The 19,307-nt window shown below is 65.9% G+C and carries 20 protein-coding genes and 1 pseudogene; 6 read left to right on the top strand and 15 right to left on the bottom strand.

The window, feature by feature from the left end; all coding sequences use genetic code 11:
- The first annotated feature begins 222 nt into the window (after positions 1 to 222).
- Positions 223 to 720, top strand: coding sequence for a DUF2141 domain-containing protein (locus NHF48_RS04485; protein ID WP_253070405.1), 498 nt, complete (start codon positions 223 to 225; stop codon positions 718 to 720).
- Positions 721 to 1,272: 552 nt separating this feature from the next.
- Here the strand turns inward: NHF48_RS04485 and NHF48_RS04475 are convergent.
- The 6 genes from NHF48_RS04475 to NHF48_RS04450 all read right to left on the bottom strand — a co-directional run bounded on the left by NHF48_RS04475 (position 1,273) and on the right by NHF48_RS04450 (position 6,007).
- Positions 1,273 to 2,727 carry a TonB-dependent receptor gene (locus tag NHF48_RS04475; RefSeq protein ID WP_263816720.1) on the bottom strand — a complete coding sequence of 485 codons (1,455 nt, stop codon included), beginning with the start codon at positions 2,725 to 2,727 and terminating at the stop codon, positions 1,273 to 1,275.
- A gap of 164 nt (positions 2,728 to 2,891) precedes the next feature.
- A complete protein-coding gene (locus NHF48_RS04470; protein ID WP_253070403.1) occupies positions 2,892 to 3,116 on the bottom strand; it encodes a hypothetical protein in 225 nt (74 codons plus the stop codon).
- Positions 3,103 to 4,098 carry a FecR family protein gene (locus NHF48_RS04465; protein WP_253070402.1) on the bottom strand — a complete coding sequence of 332 codons (996 nt, stop codon included), beginning with the start codon at positions 4,096 to 4,098 and terminating at the stop codon, positions 3,103 to 3,105. Before NHF48_RS04465 ends, NHF48_RS04470 begins: the two co-directional genes overlap by 14 nt.
- On the bottom strand, positions 4,088 to 4,645 hold the full coding sequence (locus tag NHF48_RS04460) for an RNA polymerase sigma factor (RefSeq protein WP_253070401.1): 558 nt from the start codon (positions 4,643 to 4,645) through the stop codon (positions 4,088 to 4,090). The genes NHF48_RS04465 and NHF48_RS04460 overlap by 11 nt, the downstream gene beginning before the upstream one ends.
- Entirely contained in the window at positions 4,642 to 5,148 is a 507-nt protein-coding gene (locus tag NHF48_RS04455; protein ID WP_253070400.1) for a lipopolysaccharide biosynthesis protein, read from the bottom strand. The genes NHF48_RS04460 and NHF48_RS04455 overlap by 4 nt, the downstream gene beginning before the upstream one ends.
- The gene (locus NHF48_RS04450; RefSeq protein WP_253070399.1) at positions 5,045 to 6,007 is read right to left on the bottom strand and encodes a lipopolysaccharide biosynthesis protein; all 963 of its coding nucleotides are present in this window, start codon (positions 6,005 to 6,007) and stop codon (positions 5,045 to 5,047) included. The genes NHF48_RS04455 and NHF48_RS04450 overlap by 104 nt, the downstream gene beginning before the upstream one ends.
- 111 nt (positions 6,008 to 6,118) lie before the next feature.
- Here NHF48_RS04450 and NHF48_RS04445 point away from each other — a divergent pair, with 111 nt between their 5' ends.
- Both NHF48_RS04445 and NHF48_RS04440 read left to right on the top strand, forming a co-directional pair.
- On the top strand, positions 6,119 to 7,342 hold the full coding sequence (locus NHF48_RS04445; RefSeq protein ID WP_253070398.1) for a hypothetical protein: 1,224 nt from the start codon (positions 6,119 to 6,121) through the stop codon (positions 7,340 to 7,342).
- A gap of 64 nt (positions 7,343 to 7,406) precedes the next feature.
- Entirely contained in the window at positions 7,407 to 8,327 is a 921-nt protein-coding gene (locus tag NHF48_RS04440; protein ID WP_253070397.1) for a glucosamine inositolphosphorylceramide transferase family protein, read from the top strand.
- Here the strand turns inward: NHF48_RS04440 and NHF48_RS04435 are convergent.
- The 4 genes and pseudogenes from NHF48_RS04435 to NHF48_RS04420 form a co-directional block, all read right to left on the bottom strand.
- Positions 8,299 to 9,366, bottom strand: coding sequence for a glycosyltransferase (locus NHF48_RS04435; protein ID WP_253072334.1), 1,068 nt, complete (start codon positions 9,364 to 9,366; stop codon positions 8,299 to 8,301). The two genes, NHF48_RS04440 and NHF48_RS04435, sit on opposite strands and share 29 nt — an antisense overlap.
- An 11-nt stretch (positions 9,367 to 9,377) precedes the next feature.
- A complete protein-coding gene (locus NHF48_RS04430; protein WP_253070396.1) occupies positions 9,378 to 10,460 on the bottom strand; it encodes a glycosyltransferase in 1,083 nt (360 codons plus the stop codon).
- Between the two features lie 82 nt (positions 10,461 to 10,542).
- Positions 10,543 to 10,902 carry a tetratricopeptide repeat protein gene (locus tag NHF48_RS04425; protein ID WP_253070395.1) on the bottom strand — a complete coding sequence of 120 codons (360 nt, stop codon included), beginning with the start codon at positions 10,900 to 10,902 and terminating at the stop codon, positions 10,543 to 10,545.
- Positions 10,903 to 11,005: 103 nt separating this feature from the next.
- Positions 11,006 to 11,347, bottom strand: a pseudogene (locus NHF48_RS04420) (transglutaminase family protein); the annotation flags it as partial.
- A gap of 107 nt (positions 11,348 to 11,454) precedes the next feature.
- Between NHF48_RS04420 and NHF48_RS04415 the strand changes: the two are divergent.
- From NHF48_RS04415 to NHF48_RS04405, 3 genes are all read left to right on the top strand, one after another.
- Positions 11,455 to 12,039 carry a glutathione S-transferase family protein gene (locus NHF48_RS04415; protein WP_253070394.1) on the top strand — a complete coding sequence of 195 codons (585 nt, stop codon included), beginning with the start codon at positions 11,455 to 11,457 and terminating at the stop codon, positions 12,037 to 12,039.
- Positions 12,040 to 12,292: 253 nt separating this feature from the next.
- Complete coding sequence (locus tag NHF48_RS04410) at positions 12,293 to 13,450, top strand: GGDEF domain-containing protein (RefSeq protein WP_253070393.1); 1,158 nt, start codon at positions 12,293 to 12,295, stop codon at positions 13,448 to 13,450.
- Complete coding sequence (locus tag NHF48_RS04405; RefSeq protein WP_263816718.1) at positions 13,437 to 14,255, top strand: putative bifunctional diguanylate cyclase/phosphodiesterase; 819 nt, start codon at positions 13,437 to 13,439, stop codon at positions 14,253 to 14,255. The genes NHF48_RS04410 and NHF48_RS04405 overlap by 14 nt, the downstream gene beginning before the upstream one ends.
- A gap of 8 nt (positions 14,256 to 14,263) precedes the next feature.
- Here the strand turns inward: NHF48_RS04405 and NHF48_RS04400 are convergent, their stop codons facing one another.
- The 5 genes from NHF48_RS04400 to NHF48_RS04380 form a co-directional block, all read right to left on the bottom strand.
- Positions 14,264 to 15,106, bottom strand: a complete 843-nt coding sequence (locus tag NHF48_RS04400; RefSeq protein WP_253070391.1) for a crotonase/enoyl-CoA hydratase family protein — start codon at positions 15,104 to 15,106, stop codon at positions 14,264 to 14,266.
- 197 nt (positions 15,107 to 15,303) lie between these two features.
- Positions 15,304 to 16,620 (bottom strand): hypothetical protein, encoded by a 1,317-nt coding sequence (locus NHF48_RS04395; RefSeq protein WP_253070390.1) that lies wholly within the window; start codon positions 16,618 to 16,620, stop codon positions 15,304 to 15,306.
- On the bottom strand, positions 16,617 to 17,471 hold the full coding sequence (locus NHF48_RS24275; protein WP_274705119.1) for a TonB-dependent receptor plug domain-containing protein: 855 nt from the start codon (positions 17,469 to 17,471) through the stop codon (positions 16,617 to 16,619). The genes NHF48_RS04395 and NHF48_RS24275 overlap by 4 nt, the downstream gene beginning before the upstream one ends.
- Before the next feature lie 97 nt (positions 17,472 to 17,568).
- On the bottom strand, positions 17,569 to 18,567 hold the full coding sequence (locus NHF48_RS04385) for a FecR family protein (RefSeq protein ID WP_253070389.1): 999 nt from the start codon (positions 18,565 to 18,567) through the stop codon (positions 17,569 to 17,571).
- A 141-nt stretch (positions 18,568 to 18,708) separates the two neighbouring features.
- Positions 18,709 to 19,245 carry an RNA polymerase sigma factor gene (locus NHF48_RS04380; RefSeq protein ID WP_253070388.1) on the bottom strand — a complete coding sequence of 179 codons (537 nt, stop codon included), beginning with the start codon at positions 19,243 to 19,245 and terminating at the stop codon, positions 18,709 to 18,711.
- Between the last annotated feature and the right edge of the window lie 62 nt (positions 19,246 to 19,307).

Genomic DNA, 19,307 nt, shown 5'->3' with positions numbered 1-19,307 from the left:
TTGAAAGCACTGCATGAAGACCTGAAATACCGTCCAAGCCGCCACCGTGTTCCGTGAGAAATTCGTCATGTTCTGCATGTGCGAAGGTCTCGTGAACGATACGAACTGTCCGCCGTAAGATATTGAAGATACGGTAGTCCTGTAACGAGCGGCACATCTACCGATCCGAGTACGACGCGCCGGCGTTGCATCCCGATCCGAAAGAACCGAAAGCCACGAACCATGATTGCCCTGTATCTCGCGGCGTTGTCGATGACGCCCAATCCCGCTTTGAAACCGACCGGTCCCGACGCTGCGAAATGCACGGCAGGCAGTACCCATCCGGCGATGCTGGTCGTCGTGGAAGGGTTCAAGGCGAGGACTGGAACCGTTCGTGTCCGCACGTTCGGAGGATCGTCCTCGACCTATTTCGACAAGAAAAAGACGCTGTTGCGCACCGAAGTTCCGACGCCGCGCGAAGGCCGGGTCGCGATCTGCATGCCGGTCGATCGGCCAGGCGTGTATGCGGTCGATGTGCGCCACGACATCAATGCCAATGACAAGACCGACCGCAGTGACGGCGGCGGGGCGTCGGGCAACCCGCATGTCACGCTGTTCGACATGCTGTTCTCGCGCAAACCCGATCCGAAGATCGTCCAGGTGCGTGTCGGATCGGGCACGACGGTCGTGCCGGTCACCCTCACCTACCTGCAAGGCGGATCGCTGCAGCCGATCCGCTGATCGATCACCAGCCGACCGTGCCGCCCAGCCGGAACGTGCGCGGGCGCAGTGGCGTGTATTCGTTACGCGCCGCCAGCGCGAACGGGTTGCCGCCCGCAAAGCGGTCTCCCTTCACGTCGAACACATTCTCGACGGTGGCGGTCAGACGAATGTTGTTCCTGCTCCACGTACCGCCGAGGTGCGTGCTGCCATATTCCCCCTGTGACACGTCGAGCGGGGCCTGCGTCCCGACGGTCGACCGGCCGACGTAGCGCCAACCCGCGTCGACGCTGGCGTGCGTATCGGCGCTGAGCGACCATTCATAGCCGACGCTTCCCGATACCGCGAACGGCGGCGTGTTGGGCAGCCGTGCGCCGACCTGCCGACGGAATGCCGGATCGGGATCGGCGACACGCGTATCGTTGAGGAACATCGCCATGTCGATCTTCAAGCCGGACAGCGGCACCCAGTTGGCGCTCGCCTCAAGCCCATAGATGTGGCTGTTGCCGAGATTGGTGGTGAACGGAAAACCGGATTTGTCGACCAGATCCGCCTGGATATGCCGCCAGTCGGTCAGCGATGCACCGATCGATGCGGAAAGCCCGAGCGGTCCATGGCGCTCCCTGCGCAGGCCGATCTCCCCGACGTGGATTGTATCGCGAACGAGATCGGTAACGCGGCCGACGCCCGGCGCCACGGTGATCCCCCGGTCCGAAAACCCGATTGGTAGCGCGCATACGCCGCCAGCGTCGGGGTCAGCAGCCAGGATACGCCGAGCGTCGGATCAAGTCGGGTCGAACTTAGTCCGCGGATGTATGTCGTCGTCTTGAGCTTGGCGATCGGGTCGCCGTCGGTGCGCTGATGCGTCAGTCGTGCACCTGCGGTGATGGTCAACGCCGGGCTGATCGCGATCCCCGCCTCGCCGAACACCGCTGCGTCGAGTGTGCGATTGGTGACGCCGACGATGTCGCGCAGGTTGTCGGGCGCGCCGTATTTGCGCGCATAGGCATCACGCGCGTGAATAAGCGCGACGCCGACCAGCCAACCGGCGCCGTTCGGCTTTGCGCGGGAGAGCCGTGTCTCGTGCGAGAACAAGCGACTGCGCTCGTCGGTGTCATAGGCGATCGGCGCGTTCGGACGGATCGGCCGCGTGGCATCGAACCGGCTCTCCGCATCGCGGTGGACGAACCCGGTCGCCGAGACGAGGTGCAGCCCGTCCTCCCAACGCCTGTCGACCACGACACGCCCAAGGAAATATTGCTGGCTGAACGGCTGCGCGAGCAGGGACGCGCGCGAGAGCGATCCCATACCGCGCTCGGCATATTGCAGGTCGGGGGCGGTCAAATTCTGGATCACGACACCCGCGTCGATCGTCCACCCGCTCGCCGGAACGACGCGCACGTCTAGGCGTCCGCCCGTGGTCGCCACTCGGTTGACGTTGCGGAGGTTGCGGCGGATATCGTCGATATAGCCGCCTTCGACGACCCGGTAGCCGACCGCGCGTACGCCAGCGACGCCCGTCTCTATCGGTATGTTGACCATCCCGGCGATATCGCCGCCCGGATCGCCCGACTTGGTCGCGCTGACGCCGCCCGACACATTGGCCGACACTCCCGACAGATCGACCGCGTGCGGCACCAGCCGGACGATTCCCCCGATCGCGCCTGCGCCGTACAGCGTGCCCTGCGGCCCTTCGAGGACTTCGACCTGATCAACGTCGTACAGGTTGAGACCGGGTTCGGGACCGTTATACGCGACCGGCACCTCGCCGAAATAGACGTTGGCGGTCGATTGCGTGGGGCCGGTGAAGCTGCTGTCCGCGACCCCGCGGATGAACAGCTTGTTGCGACCGGCACCCAGCGCCGTGCTCTGCAGGATCGGCGTCGCGGCGATCGCTTCGTCCATGCCGTTTGCGGCATCGTTGCGGATGTTTACCCCGCTTGCCGGCCGCAAAATGGTGAGCGCACCGGGAAAGCGAAGTCGCGACGTTGCACGCTTGGTCGCGGTAACGGTGATTTCGGGCGACACTTCGACCGGCGGCGGCGTCAGGGGGTGTCTCGGTTTCGGTTGGGGTTCGCGAGCGACTGGCTGCCGGACGACAGCGCGACGAACGATCCTAAAGCTGCCTCCGCCAAGTCGTTGCGCGGTGTACGGGGTGCCGGCGAGCATCTGGTCGAGGGCTGTGGCCGCGGTCAGTCGGCCCTTTGCCCCCCCGTCATGACCCGCGACAGACCAGGCTCCGCGCTGCCGATGTCGACACCCGCCTGTTGTGCGAGCACCGCGATCGCGCGATCGAGCGGCCCCGGCGCAACGGCGATCGCCCGCCGCTCCGCTGCGCGAGCGGGCGTAGACAGCGACGGTGCAAGAAGGGTGGCGGCGAGGAGCGATACGGCCAGGTTGAATTTACGGACCGGCATGGCCTCCGACCAGACGCCAGCGGCCATTAACATGCTCCGCCCGAGCGCCGATCAGCGCTGCGGCGCGCGGGATCAGGCTGTCGGCACCGCCCGTCACGCCGATCGATCCGGTGAACCGCGTTTCCGCCAGTCCGGGAGCGACGCGCACGACCGTCCCGGTGCTGCGTTCCAGCGCCGCGGCAACGAGCCGCACCGGCGTCTGCTGGAAGACCAGCCGACCCTTACGCCAGCTGCCGACGTCGTCGATCGCGATACCCGACATCCGTGGCGCGCCGCCATCGACGTGTGACAGCGCCGCACCGGCGGTCAGCATGATGCGTTCCTGTTCGGGCTGGAACATCACTGCACCCTCGGCGACCTGGACGCCGAGATGCGTGCCGACGCGAGCGACGTTGAAGACGGTGCCGACGTCCTGCAACCGCATCGTCCCCGACTGGACGACGAAGGGATGCGCGGCGTCGTGCGTGACCCGGAAGATCGCTTCGCCGCGTTCCAGCGTGACCAGCCGCGCATTGCCGTCGTCGACCGCGAGCCTAGTGCCGCCGTTCAGGTCGATACGGCTGCCGTCGGCGAGCGTCACGCTCCGGCGGACTCCGGCCGGCGTCTCGATGATCCGCGCCGCCAACTTTGACGGGTTTTCGAGCGGTAGCATGACGCCGACGATCCCCGCCGCCGCCAGTCCGCCGACGGCTCCCATCACCCACCGCCGCCGCGGCGTCGGTCGGTCGTCGTTGGCGACAACCGGCGGTATTGCTTGCGACCAGTCTGGCGGGCTCAGCGCGTCGGTCAGCTCCGCGTCCGCGACTGCCAGCGCGTCATAGGCGCGCGCGTTTTGCGGGTCAGCCTCAATCCAGTCGGCGAATGCCGTCCATGCGCCACCATCGGCAGTCGGCAAGCGGAGGTGCCACGCGACCGCCTCGGCCGCGGCGTCTTCGCCGTAACCCGGGCCGTAATCGCCGTCCTTGCCCCACTTACCGACCATCGCGCTGGTCCTCCTCATGAGTGAGACGTCCTGCCTGCGGGATATCCGCACCGGAATTGCTCCGTTGCAAGTGAATTCGCAGATACGCGCGGTGCAGCAGCTTCTCGACGCCACTGACGGTGATCCCCATCTGCTCGGCGATCGCCTTCTGCGGCAGGTCCTCGAACCGATAGAGGCGGAACGCGGTCGCGACGCGATCTGGCAGGCCGGCGAGCGTCGCCTCGACCCGCCCGAGCCGTTCGCGGGCAATCAACGCGCGTTCGGCATCGGGATGCTCGTCGGCGGTCGCCTGCGTTTCCAGCCAGTCGGTGTCGCGATCCGCCCGCCGCGCCGCGCGACGACGGCGGTCGACGGCGATGTTGTTCGCCATCCGGCAGATATAGCCGAGCGGTTCGGCGATCGGGCCGCCGGTCACCGTCTCCAGCTTCAGCCAAAGATCCTGCAACGCATCCTCCGCCTCCTCGACGCTGCCCAACCGCGCGACGAGCAATCGCAGCAGCATCGCACGCTCGGCGAGGAACACGGCACGGAGTCCGCCCAAGGTCACGCCGGGTCGGCCTTTGCGTCGCGGCGGAACAGCACCGCCAGCGCGACGATCGCGACGCCGTTCTGGAGCAGCGCGTGCCACCCTGCCCCGTCGGTCCCGAACGCCCACAGCATCGCGGGCAGCAGCGGGTAGAGCACGAGGCTGGTGACGAGGCCGATGGTCATCGAACGTCCCGGCAGCCCGAGTGCTGTCAGTCCCGAGGCCAGTGGTGCGCTCGCGAGCCCCGCCGCTCGTGCTCCGGCAATGAGGATCAAGAGGACCGTGCCGCCTTCAAAGCTCGCGCCGCCCAGCGTCACCAGCAGGCGGTTGCCCGCAAAAGCGAGAACCAGAACGATCGGCAGCGCCACTGCGAGCGCCAGTCCCGCGCTGCGCCAGACCGTGTGCCGCAACGCCTTCAGATCACCGCGCGCGACCTGGGCGGCGAGCACGGCGTAGCTGGCCTGGCTCAGCAGCACCGTCGGCTGGGCGAGCAACGACGTCGCGCGCTGCGTCAATGCGAGCAATCCTGCCGCCGCCGGCCCGAGCAACCAGCCGACCGTCAACGGCGCGAGGTTCGTCGCGAGCTCCCGGACCGTGATGTCGAAATTGGTGATGAGGATGAAGCGCTTGAGCCCCTCGGTATCGCGCGCAGCGCCGCGCCATGGTCCGCGCAACCGCTCGCCGGCGGCAAGCTTGCGCCACGCGACCCAGCCGAAGCCCCACATCGCCAGCCCCCTCGGCGACGGCGGCGACCAGCCAGACCGCGATGAAGCCGATCAGCCCCCCGCCCGCGAACCAGACTCCCAGAGCGCCGACCAGGCGGATCAGCGGCGACACCGCCTGGTGGATGCCGATCAGGTCGAACCGGTCGGCGATCTGCAGCAGTCCCTGCGGCGTCGCGCGGACCGTCGCGATCACCGCGAGCGAATACGGAATGGCGATCCGGATCGTGTCGGGCGACCAGCCGAGCCGTGGTCCGATCAGCGGCACCAGCAGCGCCGCCACGACTACCGCGAGCGCGCCGCAGCCGAGCTCGATCACCGCCATGAACCGGACGATCCGCGCGAACCCGGCCCGATCGCCTGCCTCCAGCGCAAGCCCGCCATACCGCACCACGCCGTGAAATCCGGAGAACGCCAGAACGCTGCCGATCAGCACGGCATAGGCGTTGACCAGCACCAGAACGCCGTAATCGGCCGCGCCCAGCCGGTGAGTCACGAGCACGAGGTACACAAGGCTCATGACGCCCGCCGCCGCCTTGCCGCCGAGCAGGTGGGCGAGGTTCGCCAGCACCAGCCATAGCCCCGACCGATCGCCGCGTCCCGCCCCAGCTTTGGCGGAGTCCGCCTGCCGGGACGTCATACGGTGGAAAAGCGAACGCATCGCGAGCGCTTAGACGCGGAGCGTTGCGCCGACGAACAGAAAGTTCCGCGTGATCGGCCAGATGACAAAATATTTAGTGAGGATGCCTGGCGCCGGGAACGTCTACCGGCCATGAAGATCGGTTTTCTGTTCAATCATGACCAGGTTCATCAGGTCGCGCACGCTCTCCCGACTGCCCTGGCGATGGCGGAGGGCTATCCCGATGCGGAGATCGTCGTCGCGACCACCAACGCACGGCTAACCGACGAAGTGCGGCGCCTGTGCGCGCGGCTCGGCGTCACCGTTCCCCTGGTCGAACTGGGCCTGCGTCGCGCATCGACGCGCGCGCTGGCGAGCTCGCTCGAATGGGCGCTGCCGGTGACCAAGATCGGTATCTACCGCGACAATCTCGATTTCTTCCGGTCGCTTGACGCGCTGGTGGTCGCCGAGAAGACGTCGCTGCTGCTCAAGACGCGCTATGGCCTCGACGATCTCAAGATCATCCATACGCGCCACGGTGCGGGCGACCGGGCGATCGGCTTCAACAAGCACAGCGCGACGTTCGATCACGTCCTCGTGTCGGGCAGCAAGATCCGCCAGCGCCTGCACCGCGAGGCCGGCGTGCCGTTCAACCGGATGAGCCTGATCGGCTATCCCAAGTTCGACCTGATGCCGGAGCCCGCGCCGCGCCTGCTGTTCCAGGCGAATGGTAAACCGACCGTGCTCTACAACCCGCATCCGTCGCCGCATCTGTCGTCCTGGTACGCACAGGGCCGCGCGGTGCTCGAGCATTTTCTGCACGACGACCGCTACAATCTGATCTTCGCGCCGCACGTCATGCTGTTCCACCGCAAGTTCGTGCTGACGATCGACAAGTTCCGGATCGACCGCGCCGGCGTGATCGAGCAGCGCTTTCTCGACGCGCCGAACATTCATGTCGATCTTGGTTCGGCCGCATCGACGGACATGACCTATACCGCGGCGGCGGACATCTATCTCGGCGACGTCAGCAGCCAGGTATACGAGTTCCTCCACACGCCGCGACCGTGCCTGTTCCTCGATGCGCACGCGACGGCGTGGGACGGCGACGCGAACTATGCGCACTGGCAGGCGGGCGAAGTCGTGACCGGCACCGAGCGACTTAGCGATGCATTAGACCGGGCGGTGGCGCAGCATGACCGCTATCGGCCGGTCCAGCGCGCGCTATTCCAGCGCAGCTTCGAACTAACCGCGGAACGCTCCGCGGTGCGGGCGGCGCGCGCGGTGATGAGCGTGCTCGGCGATACCGTCCCGACAGTGCTACCCGAACGCGAACTCGAAACGGTCGCCGGAACGCAGGGGTTGCGCGTAGCCTGATCCGCCGCGAGAAGGCCCGCGAGGCGCCCCTGTCTGGCGCGGCGTTTGGGATCGATCGACCACCGTGGCTCTACGCAAGGATATCTGGCGCCCCGCGATCGTGATGGCGACCGCCGAGGCGATCGTCGCGCGCGGCTCGATCGAGGGGTTCCCCCTGATGTGGCTGCCGCCGATGGGCAGCTTCCAGTTTCTCGCCGACCCGTTCGGGTTGTGGCGCGACGGGCGGCTGTTCGTGTTCGTCGAGACCTATGATTACCGCGTCCGGATCGGCGCGATCGAAGTGCTCGTCTATAATGCGGACTTCCGCCTGATCGACCGTCAGCCGGTGCTCAACGAGCCGTGGCATCTGTCCCATCCGCTGGTGTTCGAGGCGGAGGGCGAGACGTGGATGCTGCCCGAGGCGCATCGCTCGAACCGGCTGACGCTGTACCGCGCGGTCGATTTCCCGACCCGGTGGGAGCCCGCGCATGTCATCGAACTCGATCACGTCGCGGTCGATGCCACGCCGGTATTCCATGATGGGCGGTGGTGGCTCTTCTACACCTCGGCCGACCGCGAGCCGGACAAGATGAGTGCGCTGCACGTCGCCTGTGCGGACCGGCTGGCGGGACCGTGGACGCCGCACCCGAGGAACCCCGTGCGGGTCGATGTCGCCAGCGCGCGACCGGGCGGGATGCCGCTGGTGATCGATGGCCGGATCGTACTGCCGGTGCAGGATTGCAGCCGGACCTATGGTGGCGCGATCCGCCCGTTGACCATGACGGTCCTGACGCCTGATCTGTTCGAGGCTGAGGTGGGCGACGCGATGGTCCCGCCGGCCTCTTCCGCGCCGTTCGTCGAAGGGTTTCACACGCTATCGGCGGCGGGGCCGGTGACGTTGGTCGATATGAAACGCACTGAATTGTCGTTGCACGGGCTCTCGATAGAAGCGATCCGAGAGATCAAAAAATTGCGTCCTAGAAGGCGCGCATCCGTTCGAGGATAGCGAGGCCGGTCGCAGCGAACCGGTCCGGCCCGAAAGTCGCGAGAACGCGCTCGCGACCCGCCTGTCCCATCGTTGCCAGCTGTGTCGGCTCGGCCAACGCTCGCGACAACGCAGCGGCGAGCGCTACCGGATCGCCCGGGGGGACGATGAAGCCGGTCTCGCCATCGATGATGCTACCGGGGAGTTCGCCGACCGCCGAAGCGATCACAGGCAGCCCCGCCTGCATCGCCTCGTGCGCGGCGACACAGAGCCCTTCGGAGCGCGATGGCTGCACGTAGAGATGGCAGCTTGCCAGGAATACCGCGGGGTCAGCCGCATAGCCTGCGAACCGCAGCGACTTGATACCGAGCGCGACCGCGCGGGCTTCGAGAACGTCTCGTTCGGCGCCGTCCCCCGTGATCACCATCTCGTAAGGCGTCGACGTGTCGAGCAACGCCAGCGCTTCGATCAGCACGTCGTAGCCCTTCACGCGGTGCAGCCGGCCGAGGCTACCGATCCGGATCGGCTGGCCCGGCCGCCATGGCGTCGCCTGAAGCGCTTCGGGATCCGCGCGGAAGATCGACCATTGGACAAGACGCTCGGGGGGCACGTGCAGCCGTTCCGCAGTCAGTCGCGTCACCGCGGTGGAGTCGCCGACCCACAGTCGTGACAGCCGTTGTGTCGCCCGCAGCAAGACGCGGTTGGCCGGCTTGAGGAAAGCAGCGTGCTGCCAGCTCACGACCGGCCATCCCCGCCGCACGCCCACGATCTGGCCGAGCAGGGTCGCACGGGTGAGAGAGGTCCAGAGATGCGTCGGTGCCCAGTCCTTGAGGGTCGTGTCGAGCCAGCGGAGTGCCGCGCCATGATCTGTCTCGCCGCCATCGCGCACATGCACGTCGAGCCCAGCGGCACGCATCGCGGTCTCGCCGCGGCGGTCGCGTGCGGTCAGTGCGAACACCGCAACCTCCGCACCGCCGTCGTGCAATACGCCGAGCACCGCGGGTACCGGCGAAGCGGCCCCGCCGCCCTCCACCGAGTTGATCACATAGGCGATCCGCATCGGACGATCGCTCACGCGCGCAATCCTGCAAACAGATCGAGATACTCGGCCGCGACCGCGCCTATTCGATGATGTGCGACCAATGCCGCAAGTGCCTCCGGATCGGGCGCAGATTGCGCGAGCATTGCCGCGATCGCGCGTGCCAGGGCATCGCTATCGTCCAGCGGCACGACCATGCCCGCGCCCGGCGCATCGAGCAGCCGTGTCGCCGGGGTACAGTCGGTCGCGACCGCCGGCCGGCCCGCTGCCAGGGCCTCGACCAGGACCGCCGGATATCCTTCGAAATCGGACGCCAGCACGAACAGCCGCGCGGCATTCAGCCATGGCCGGATGTCCGCGACATACCCGGCGAGCTCCACCCGATCGTCGAGCCCCAGCGCCTCGCTCTGCCGACGCAACGCATCCGCCTCCGGGCCGTCCCCGACGATGACGAGCCGCGCGGTGCCTTCGGGTAGTCTTGCGAAGGCCTCGATCAACCGGGCGAATCCCTTTTCGGGTACCAGTCGTCCCGCAGCGAGCACGATCGGCGGCTTCGTTTCGGGGATCAGCAAAGGCGGCGCAGAGTCGTCGCTCAGCGCGGGCAACGCGATCGTCGTCGTCACGGGACGGCGGAGGATCCGGTCCGCCTGATCACGCGCGACGTCCGACAGCGCGACCACGGCCTGCACTTTGCGAAGAAGGTGTCGCATCCGAACCTCGAACGCCCATTGCCGCAGCCGACCGCGCTGCGGCTTGTCGAGCGCTGCACTGACCTGCGCGACTACGGGGATGCCCGATCCGGCCAGAGCGGCGGCGACCGGCCAATGGAAATTACCGGGAATGAAGACGCCGTCGAACCGTCGCTGCTCGACGAACGCGCGCGCGGCCTGCGCCAATCGCCTGCGCGAGCCCGATCTACGTAGGATCGAAGGCTCGGCAACGACGATCTCGACCACTTCGCCAGCCAATGCTCGAAGCGGCCCGGCGTCCGAACCGGCAAAGATCGTGACCGCGGCACCCCGCTTCGCCCACGCTTCAGCGAGCCGCACGGCAACGCGTTCGGTGCCGCCCAGCGCGAAATCATGAAGGACAACGAGGATCGATGACGCGGCCATGACCGCGCGGTTAGCGCCGACAGCGCGCCGACGCCAAGCTTTGTTAGGTCGGGACCCCGTGCCCCGACACGAAAGAGGAGAGCTAGGTTGGAGGCAGAGACGCCAGCGTATCCGTCACCCGCCGTCGCAGTTCGGGATCGCGGGTGATCTCCAGCATCGCGCTCAAGCTGCCCCGCGCGGCCGTCACGTCGCCGTCGACCAGTTCCAGGCGCGCGCGCTCCCACCACGCGTGCCCGTAGGCAGGCGCCATCAAAGTCATCCGCGTATAGAGTTCCAGCGCGCGTCGGCCATGCCCCGCCTGCTCGGCGCGCGTCGCCTGGTTCAGCAACAGCCGCACCAGGATCGCGCGGTTCGGCATCGTCGCGATATGGGACACGGCTTCGGCAGGTCCGGTGCTGGACGCGAGTACCAAAGCGGCCAGCGTCTCGCGATCGACGCGCATTCCGCCCCGAAACGGATCGACGATGACGGGTGCCGCTTCGGCCCCCCACCATCACCAATACGTGCCCGGGAACATCGAGCGCGTCGGCCGTCCATCCGATCCGGCGTGCCGCACCCACGTAGAGAATGGACAGGCTTACCGGCAGGCCGCGGCGCCGGTCGATGACACGGATCAGGTCGGCGTTGGCGGGGTCGTCATAGGTTTCGCGGTCGCCGACGAAGCCGAACTCCTCGCCCAGCACTTCCGACAGGATATCGGCGCGCTCTTCGGCCGTATCGGCACCTCGGCCGACCGTCTCGAGACGTGCTGCCACGGCGTCGATCAGAGCGCGATAGGGTATCGGGTCGGTGTCTGGATGATCGAGCAGCGCCAGCGAAAGCGCGGCCTCATCGAGAATGATGTCGTCCTCGTCGAGGAGACCGAGGCGGATCAGATTGTCGTTCATCGACCGGAGATGGGTGCGCGCGGCGGTGCTGCAATAGCGGAGATCGGGTGACGGTCGCAGCGATCGGCGCGCTTGCGCGTTCAGGAAGATCAACGCGGAGATCATCGATGAAGCTCTATTATTCCCCCGGCGCTTGCAGCTTCGCAGATCACATCGCGCTGCACGAAGCCGGGCTTTCGTTCGAACACGAAAAGGTCGATCTCAAGGCCAAGCGGACCGAGGGCGGCGCCGACTATACAAAGATCAACCCGAAAGGTTACGTCCCCGCCCTGACCCTGGACTCGGGCGAGACGCTGACGGAGAACATCGCCATCCTCGACTGGATCGCGCATCAGGATAGCGCGCTGAAACCAAGCGGAACGATGGGGCACACGCACCTTCTCATGGCGCTCGCCTTCATCTCGACCGAGATCCACAAGAGCTTCAAGCCGTTCTTCTCCGGCGGGAGCGACGAAGAGAAGGCGAAAGCCAGAGAGACGATCGTCAAGCGGATGGGCTATCTCGCCGATACGATGGAGGGCGACTATCTGTTCGGGGACGCCGTCAGCGTGGCCGACTGCTATCTGTTCGTGATGCTGTTGTGGGCGGCGAAGAACCAGGTCGACGTGCCGGCGCCACTGCAAGCATTCCGGGAACGGATGAAAGCGCGTCCCGCAGTCCAGACGGCAATGCAGCATGAGGGGCTGATCTGATGTGGTTGGGCGTCAAGGGTCGCTGTCCGAACCGGTCGTTCGACTTCAAACGGAGTCGGTGACCATTGTCGCCATTGGCTCACCGGTCTGACGTATGCGCGGAGCGCAGTAACGATCCGCTCGACCACGCGTGTTCTGCGGACGCGCAGGGGCTTCATCACGGTGTCTTCGACATCCCTGACTCACGTGCTGAACGGTGGCAAATCTCGCTTCATTCGTTTCTTTTAAATCTTCGACGTCCATGGACGATTGAATGAGTGGCTTAATCTCTCGTCTCAGACAGCTACGGCATTCTGACCAAGCGATCGCCGCGTCGGTTCGTGCCACCCTGCTGGAGTCGCTATACGCATCCCCGCAATCGCTGATCATCGGCGCGATTACCAGCAGCGGTATCACGGGCATCGTCGCCTACGTCAGTGGCAATCATTGGCTGGTCGTCTGTGCGTTGGCGATCGCGTTGGTTGCGGGAATACGAATGATCGACGCGCTGAAGCGACCGGGTCGGGCTGCCCGGACGAGATCATTGAAAAACGGCTGGGCGGCTCGGCAGGAATTTATCTATCGATCGGGGGCGCTGGGGTATTCGGCGCTGCTCGGCACGTTCGGGCTTTTGACGCTCGTCCATAGCGACGACGGCGTTCTTCAGCTGCTCGCGGTGACGACGACGATCGGATACGCTGCAGGGATTGCGGGTCGCAACGCTGGACGGCCGTGGATAGCGCTGTCCCAATTATGCTTCGCCTCGCTGCCCCTGACCGTCGGGCTGGTCGTTTCGATGCAGCCGCTGAAGATGGCACTGGCTGCGGTGATCGTCCTGTTCGTCGTCGCGATGATGGACATCACCCTGCAGACTTATGGCGTCATCCTGAAGGCAACGCTGGTATCTCGCGAGAAGGCGGCGCTCGCCGAACATCATGCTGCCGTCGCCCGCCGCGACGACCTGACCGGCGTCGCCAACCGGACGGCGTTCCGCGAACAGTTCGAGTCGCGGTTGCAGGCTTTAGGTCACGGCGACCGACGCCTCGCCATCTTCTGGATCGATCTGGACCGGTTCAAAGAGATCAACGACTCGTTCGGGCATTTGGCCGGCAATGCGCTGCTGGCAGGGGTGGCACAGCGGCTCGACACCGAATTCGGCGCAACCGGGATCGTAGCCCGGCTGGGTGGCGACGAGTTCGCGGTGATCTGCGACGTCGTCTCGCAAACAGAAGCCGTCGCGAAGGGCGAACGGATCATCGCGCTCGTCGAGCAACCAGTCCATCACGACGGTCGCGCGTTGTGCGTCGGGGCATCGCTCGGCATCGCGGTCGCACCATCCGACGGCATCGACGCGGACACGTTGTTGAAGAATGCCGATCTCGCTTTGTACCGCGCAAAGGGAAAGTGGCCGTGGCCAGATGCGGTTCTATGAGCCGCTGATGGACGAGAAGATCGAACGGACGCGCGATCTGGGCGCCGAGATGCAGGGTGCGCTGAAGCGTGGCGAGTTCCATCTCATGTTCCAGCCGATCTTCGACCTGACTGGCCAGCGCATATTATCTTGCGAGACGCTGCTGCGTTGGACCAACCGCCGTTACGGCGCGATTTCGCCCGCCGAGTTCATACCGATCGCGGAGGAGAATGGGTTGATCGTCGTGATCGGCGACTGGGTAATCCGGGAAGCGTGCCGGACCGCCAGCGACTGGCCTAAGGACGTGACCGTCGCCGTCAACTTGTCACCGATCCAGCTGCGATCGGCGAACATGCCGACCGTCATCATGAGCGCGCTGGCCGCCAGTGGCCTGGCAGCGGACCGCCTGGAGCTGGAGGTGACAGAATCTGTCCTTCTCGAGGATATCGATGCGTCGCTGGCGGCACTGGACGCGATCAACCGCCTTGATGTCCGGACCACGCTCGACGACTTCGGAACAGGCTATTCCTCGCTCAGCTACCTGACCAAATTCCCCTTCCAGACTTTGAAGATCGACCGATCGTTCATCACGGACCTCGAGCAGAGCCCGGCATCGGTTGCGATCGTCCAGACCGTGATCGAACTGGCAGCTAAGCTGGGTATGCAGACGGTGGCCGAAGGGGTCGAGACGCAGGCGCAACTCGAACAATTGCGCCGTACCCGCTGCGATGCGGTGCAGGGTTTTCTGCTGGCACATCCGATGCCGGCAAGCATGGTCATGACGATGCTTGCCGGCAAAGACGTCAAGGCGTTAGGCCGCTCCTGAGCGGGACGCTACGCTGCCTTGTCCAACAGCCGCGTCTGCGCACCAACAAGGCGGCGCATCAACTTGAGGTCCGCCTCGCTAAGCCTGAGCGCGGCATCCGCCCATAGATCCACGACTGCCTGCAGCTCGACGAGCGGCAGCGGATTGACTGACCGCGACGCCTCGTAGATCGCGCAGTGCCCGCTATGCCGACGACGGTTCTGGCGAATATAGCGCTCGACTTCGGCACGGCCCATGCCGGGATCGGCGAGCGCGTGGACGATGCCGAGCTCGTACAGCTCTTCGGCGGTGTACGACCGGCCGCTCAGGATCATCTGTTCCGCCCGCGCCGCGCCCAGGCGCCGGGACAGGAAGCAATGCGCGCCCATGCCGGGAAAGAGACCGAAATTGGTTTCGGGCAGGCCGAAATGCGTGCCGCGTTCGGCGATCACGACGTTGAACGACAACAGCGCCTCGAACCCGCCCCCCAGCGCATCGCCTTCCACCAACCCGATCGTGATGATCGGTTGATCGAGGCTGAGCATGTTGCGGTGCAGGATATGGACACATGCACGGCCGTAGCGGACGAGTGCCGCCCGATCGCCGTTGCGGATGTGCGCCGAGAAGAGGTCGAGGTCACCGCCGAGGGAAAATACGCCGGGAAAACGAGATCCGAGGACGACATACCGGATCGGCATGGTAGCCGACGACCGTGCAGCTGCGATGTCGTTCTGCCACTGGGTGAACTCGGCGAGCAAACTAGGGTTGAAGCTCGGCCGGCTGCGTTGGCGCATGTAGGTCCAGAGGGTTTCGAGTTCGCTGTCGAAATGCGTTTCCAGGTCGACGAACTCGAACGGGCGCCGGCTGGGCACCGCGCTCAAGGAATGAATTGAGGCCTCGTGAAGCTCTTGGTGCCTCTCGGAGGGTATGGAGGGGGAATATTCGAAGGTCATCGCGACGTCCTTTTTTTACAAGCAGCGATCTGCTGCGCGAAAAGGTTACGTCGGAATCCGAAAACCAAGCTGCGATTCGGTCGGCAATTGCGGTGGTTGGTCGTGCTTTCGAGACTTCACAGCCCGATCGTGGCGCGCAGAGTTATGGTCCTCGGCCGGATGGGAACGGTCTGCGTGCTCGTGGCCAGCGTGAACGGATTGCCGAAGCCAAAACTGTTGCCGCGGCTATCGAGCAGGTTGTCGACGGCGATCGACCAGTGCCACGGCCCGCGGTCGATCGTCGCGCCGGCGTCGATCGTCGCATAGTTCCCAGCCGGGCGATCCAGCAACGGATCGAAGCTCAATCGCGTGCGACCGGTATAGCGCGCGACACCGTAAACCGAGGCGGGCGAGCCGAACGCGACGAGGGTTCGCGATGCCGTCAGTCGAGACGATATGTCGGGAACGACCGGCAGGCGCCGATCGTCGCGATCGAGGCCGGTGTTCGACGACGGCGAAGTCAGGCGCGCGCGTTGCAGCGTGGCCCCGAAATCGATCGTGATCGGGGACAGGTTCAGGACGCCGCCTAGCTCCAGGCCGTAATTCACTGCATTGCCCGCGTCGACGGTTCCGAGGAGTCCATCGGGCCCTACAGTATCGCTCCGTAGATGCTGCCATGCCGACCCGAACACCGCGCCGTGCAAGGCCAGCCGATCGCCAGCAGCACGTATGCGCCAGCCGAGTTCAAGGCTCTGAAGTTCGTCGCCAGGAATCCGGAGATTGGTCGGATCGGCGGTCCGGCTGATCCCCGCGGGACGCACGGCGCTGGCATAGCGAAGCCAGACCAAGCCGAGATCGTCGCGATGCCAGCTGAGCGTCCCGCTGGGGGGTAATACCGATGCGGTTGGCGCGAACGCGGCCAGGTGCCTGCTGCTCAAGATGGCTCGACGTCGAGAAGGCCCGCAGCCCGAGCTTGAAATCGAGCGCGCTTGAGAGGCGCTGCGTACCCTCGGTGAACACGGCGAGGTCCGTGACGTCCTCCCCTCGTCGCGTCGCGCGTCGATGGTGTCGTCGCCGACCGACGTGAAGCGCCCCTTCAGAAGGCTGGTCGAATGCAGGATGGTCGCACCGATGATCCAGGGATGGCGCGCAGTCGGGTCGCTCAGCCGGACCTCCTGCGACAGCAGCCGCGCGGAGCGATCCTCGATATACGCGACCGGTGATGCCACGCCGAGCGACGATGCGAGGATGCTCGCATCATAGGTGCTGCCGAACTCCTGGTCGACATAGGCCGTCGTGGCCTGCGCCTCGAGTTTGCCGATCGGCCCCCGCACCGTCAGCGCCCCGGATGTGAAGTCGTTGTCCTGCGGCTCGGCGATCCGCGTGGCGCGCGACAGGCGACTGGTCGCATATTGGCTGTCGCGCGCGGCGATGCGTTGGGCGACGCCGCTCAAGGTCGCCGACCACCCCCGCCGATCGACCAGCGCAGCGCGGCACGGCCACCGACCCGCCGCGTGCGGTTTACGTTGCGCCGGTCACGCCCGGTATCGTCGATCCAGCCGGGCATCGTCTCGATCCAGCCAGAGGCCCGAAGCGCGACCGTGCCGATGACGATCGGCAGGTTGAGCATCCCCTCGACCGCGCCACCGACCGCACCGTTGTTGATCCCCGTTCCCTCGACCGCGACGCCGCCCGCGAGCCGATCCAGGTCCGGCGCGGCGGTTACGACACGAACGACCCCGCCGAGTGCACCGGTGCCGTAGAGTGTGCCCTGCGGTCCGCGCAATATCTCGATCCGGTCCACATCGACGAGCCGCAGGTCGGGATCGGGTGACGAATAGCCGATCCGCGCATCGTCCAGATACAGGCTGACGAGCGACTGGCTGGTGCCGTTGAACGCGCTGTCGGCAACCCCGCGGAGAAATATCCGGTCACGGCCCGGACCGAGGTTCGTAGAGAATGCGCCGTCGGTCGTCGCCATGACGTCGGTCAGTCCACGCCGCCCCGCCAGCCGACCCAAGGTAGGTCCACCGACGAAGCTGATCGAAGCGGGAAGATCGGACAGCCGTTCGTCGCGCTTGCTGGCGATGACGACGATATCGCCGGTAATCAGCGTCCCCGCGGCGTCACCGCGACGCGCCGGCTCGCGCAGTCGTTTTGCCGGAATAGCCTCGATCCGCCACGTGGTCGCATCGACCTGCACCGCGCGCAGCCGGCTGCCGGCCAACATGCGGCGCACGGCCTCCGCTACGTCGGTTAAATGGTCGACCCGCTTGACGACGAGATCCGGCAACCCGCCGGCCATCCCGATCGAGATCCCGGTCTGGCTTGCAAGCGACTCGAGCGCAGACCGTAACGGTCCCGCAGGGATCGTAATCGAACGCCTGGCCGGTGGAGCCCGTTCAGCGTCCGCCGGCGGCACCCAGATGCACGACGCCAGCAACCCGACGAACGCGTATCGGCAACACTGCCTGTAGCTGATCGACGAGCCGCGATCCGTCACCAATCGTCAATACCCCGGAAAAGCGCAGGTTCGCCGCCGATGCGTCAACGGTCAACGGGCTGTCCGCATACCGCGCGATATCCGCCGCAACCAGTGGCAATGGTGCGCCGTCATAGTCGAGGCGGCCGTCGGTCCAGTCGGACACGCGCGCAGGATCGACCTTCCGCCGTTCGGCAGTCTGTTTGGCCGGAGTAATATCCAAGGTCTGGCCCGCATGTAGCGTCGTTGCGTCGGATGGCGTGCCACCGACGGGCGTGACGCTCACTATACCCTCGGCGACGGTGACGGCGACCCGTCCACGCGCACTGACGACATCGAACGTCGTGCCCAGATCGCGTACTTCGTAACCGCCCGCGCGAACCATCAGAACGCGCGAAGGATCGTGCCGGACGGCAAAGTTCGCCGCGCCTTGTGCGATCTCGATCACCGGACTGCCGCCGCCACTGACGGACACGCGAGAGCCGCGATCAATCTGCATGCGACTGCCATCGGCAAGCGTCACCGACCGGGTTTCGGTGCGACCCGTTTCATAGGCCTGTGCCGCATCGTCGCCCGACGGCGCGACCAGCATAAACGCCAGCCCCGCGGCAAGCGCTCCACTGGAACCGAGCGCCGCCCACTGCCACCGGCGACCGCGCGCTACTGCACGGGGTATGATGTCTTGGTCGGCAATGTCCGCATTGTCGTCATTCGCCGGCAGGCATGCGGCGATCGCCGGTGCGGCAGCGACGAACTCCGCATCGAGACTCGCGATCGAATCATAGGCCGCGCGATGGACCGGGTCGGCCGCCAGCCACTCGCCGAACCGGTCCCAGTCCATATCCGGCGCGTCGAGACGCGAATGCCACGTCGCAGCGTCTTCGACCGCGCTATCCGTCGCAGCGTGCGTGTCAGTCATGCGTCCCCCTTTCCGGCGGATGCCCCCCGCCTGTGTCAGGATCGACGCGACCCGCGCCCATCCTGCAAACCTCTCCCGATGAATATCGGACCGCTTGATAGACGCCGCGGCGCGGATCGAACCGCAGCCCTCCCCTCTAAATCATTCATCCAACGCCTTTCTCAGATGTCGGAGAGCGACGGCGATGTGTTTTTCGACAGCACTTCGCGAGATACCGAGTTCGGCGGCGATGTCGGCGTGGGACACGCCGTCGACACGGTGGCGACGAAAGACGCGCATCGCACCCTCGGGAGGGCCGGACAGCGCAGCGGCCAGCCGATCGAACCGCTCGCGGCTGGCGACCGCGTCGAATGCGGAGGGCGCATCGTCGACCGCCTCCACCCCGACGACCGACGTCGTCGCGTCGACATAGCCAATGTCGCGACGCTGACGACGGCCATTCGCACGGACACGGTCGAGCACGATGTTCATGCCGACGCGGTGCAGATACGCTAGCGGATTGGCGATCGGTCCCGTTGCCTGTGCCAGCGACGGCTGCGCCATGTGTAGCCAGATTTCCTGCACGACGTCCTCGGCCTCCGCGACGCTGCCCGTCCGCGCCGTAAAGAACCGGACGAGCCGGCCACGGTTGGCAGCGAGTACGGCGGACAGGCCATGGGACGTACCCGAGGGCTGCACTGTATCGGGGTCGTCTACGGCATTCCTCCGAGGCTCATCGTCGCTCGAAGAGCGTCTTGCTC

Source organism: Sphingomonas sp. H160509 (assembly GCF_024124765.2).
Lineage (GTDB): Bacteria > Pseudomonadota > Alphaproteobacteria > Sphingomonadales > Sphingomonadaceae > Sphingomonas.
The sequence above is the reverse complement of the archived record's forward strand: the minus strand, read 5'-3'. Positions and strand labels throughout refer to the sequence as shown.

Bases quoted from the DNA above. Each gene is read 5' to 3' on its own strand.
- NHF48_RS04405 (WP_263816718.1), top strand. From the start codon at position 13,437: ATGCGGTTCTATGAGCCGCTGATGGACGAGAAGATCGAACGGACGCGC.
- NHF48_RS04410 (WP_253070393.1), top strand. From the start codon at position 12,293: ATGAGTGGCTTAATCTCTCGTCTCAGACAGCTACGGCATTCTGACCAA.
- NHF48_RS04485 (WP_253070405.1), top strand. From the start codon at position 223: ATGATTGCCCTGTATCTCGCGGCGTTGTCGATGACGCCCAATCCCGCT.
- NHF48_RS04385 (WP_253070389.1), bottom strand. From the start codon at position 18,567: ATGACTGACACGCACGCTGCGACGGATAGCGCGGTCGAAGACGCTGCG.
- NHF48_RS04425 (WP_253070395.1), bottom strand. From the start codon at position 10,902: ATGCGCGTCGATCGCGAGACGCTGGCCGCTTTGGTACTCGCGTCCAGC.
- NHF48_RS04445 (WP_253070398.1), top strand. From the start codon at position 6,119: ATGAAGATCGGTTTTCTGTTCAATCATGACCAGGTTCATCAGGTCGCG.
- NHF48_RS04415 (WP_253070394.1), top strand. From the start codon at position 11,455: ATGAAGCTCTATTATTCCCCCGGCGCTTGCAGCTTCGCAGATCACATC.
- NHF48_RS04450 (WP_253070399.1), bottom strand. From the start codon at position 6,007: ATGCGTTCGCTTTTCCACCGTATGACGTCCCGGCAGGCGGACTCCGCC.
- NHF48_RS04430 (WP_253070396.1), bottom strand. From the start codon at position 10,460: ATGGCCGCGTCATCGATCCTCGTTGTCCTTCATGATTTCGCGCTGGGC.
- NHF48_RS24275 (WP_274705119.1), bottom strand. From the start codon at position 17,471: ATGGCCGGCGGGTTGCCGGATCTCGTCGTCAAGCGGGTCGACCATTTA.
- NHF48_RS04470 (WP_253070403.1), bottom strand. From the start codon at position 3,116: ATGCCGGTCCGTAAATTCAACCTGGCCGTATCGCTCCTCGCCGCCACC.
- NHF48_RS04435 (WP_253072334.1), bottom strand. From the start codon at position 9,366: ATGCGGATCGCCTATGTGATCAACTCGGTGGAGGGCGGCGGGGCCGCT.
- NHF48_RS04465 (WP_253070402.1), bottom strand. From the start codon at position 4,098: ATGGTCGGTAAGTGGGGCAAGGACGGCGATTACGGCCCGGGTTACGGC.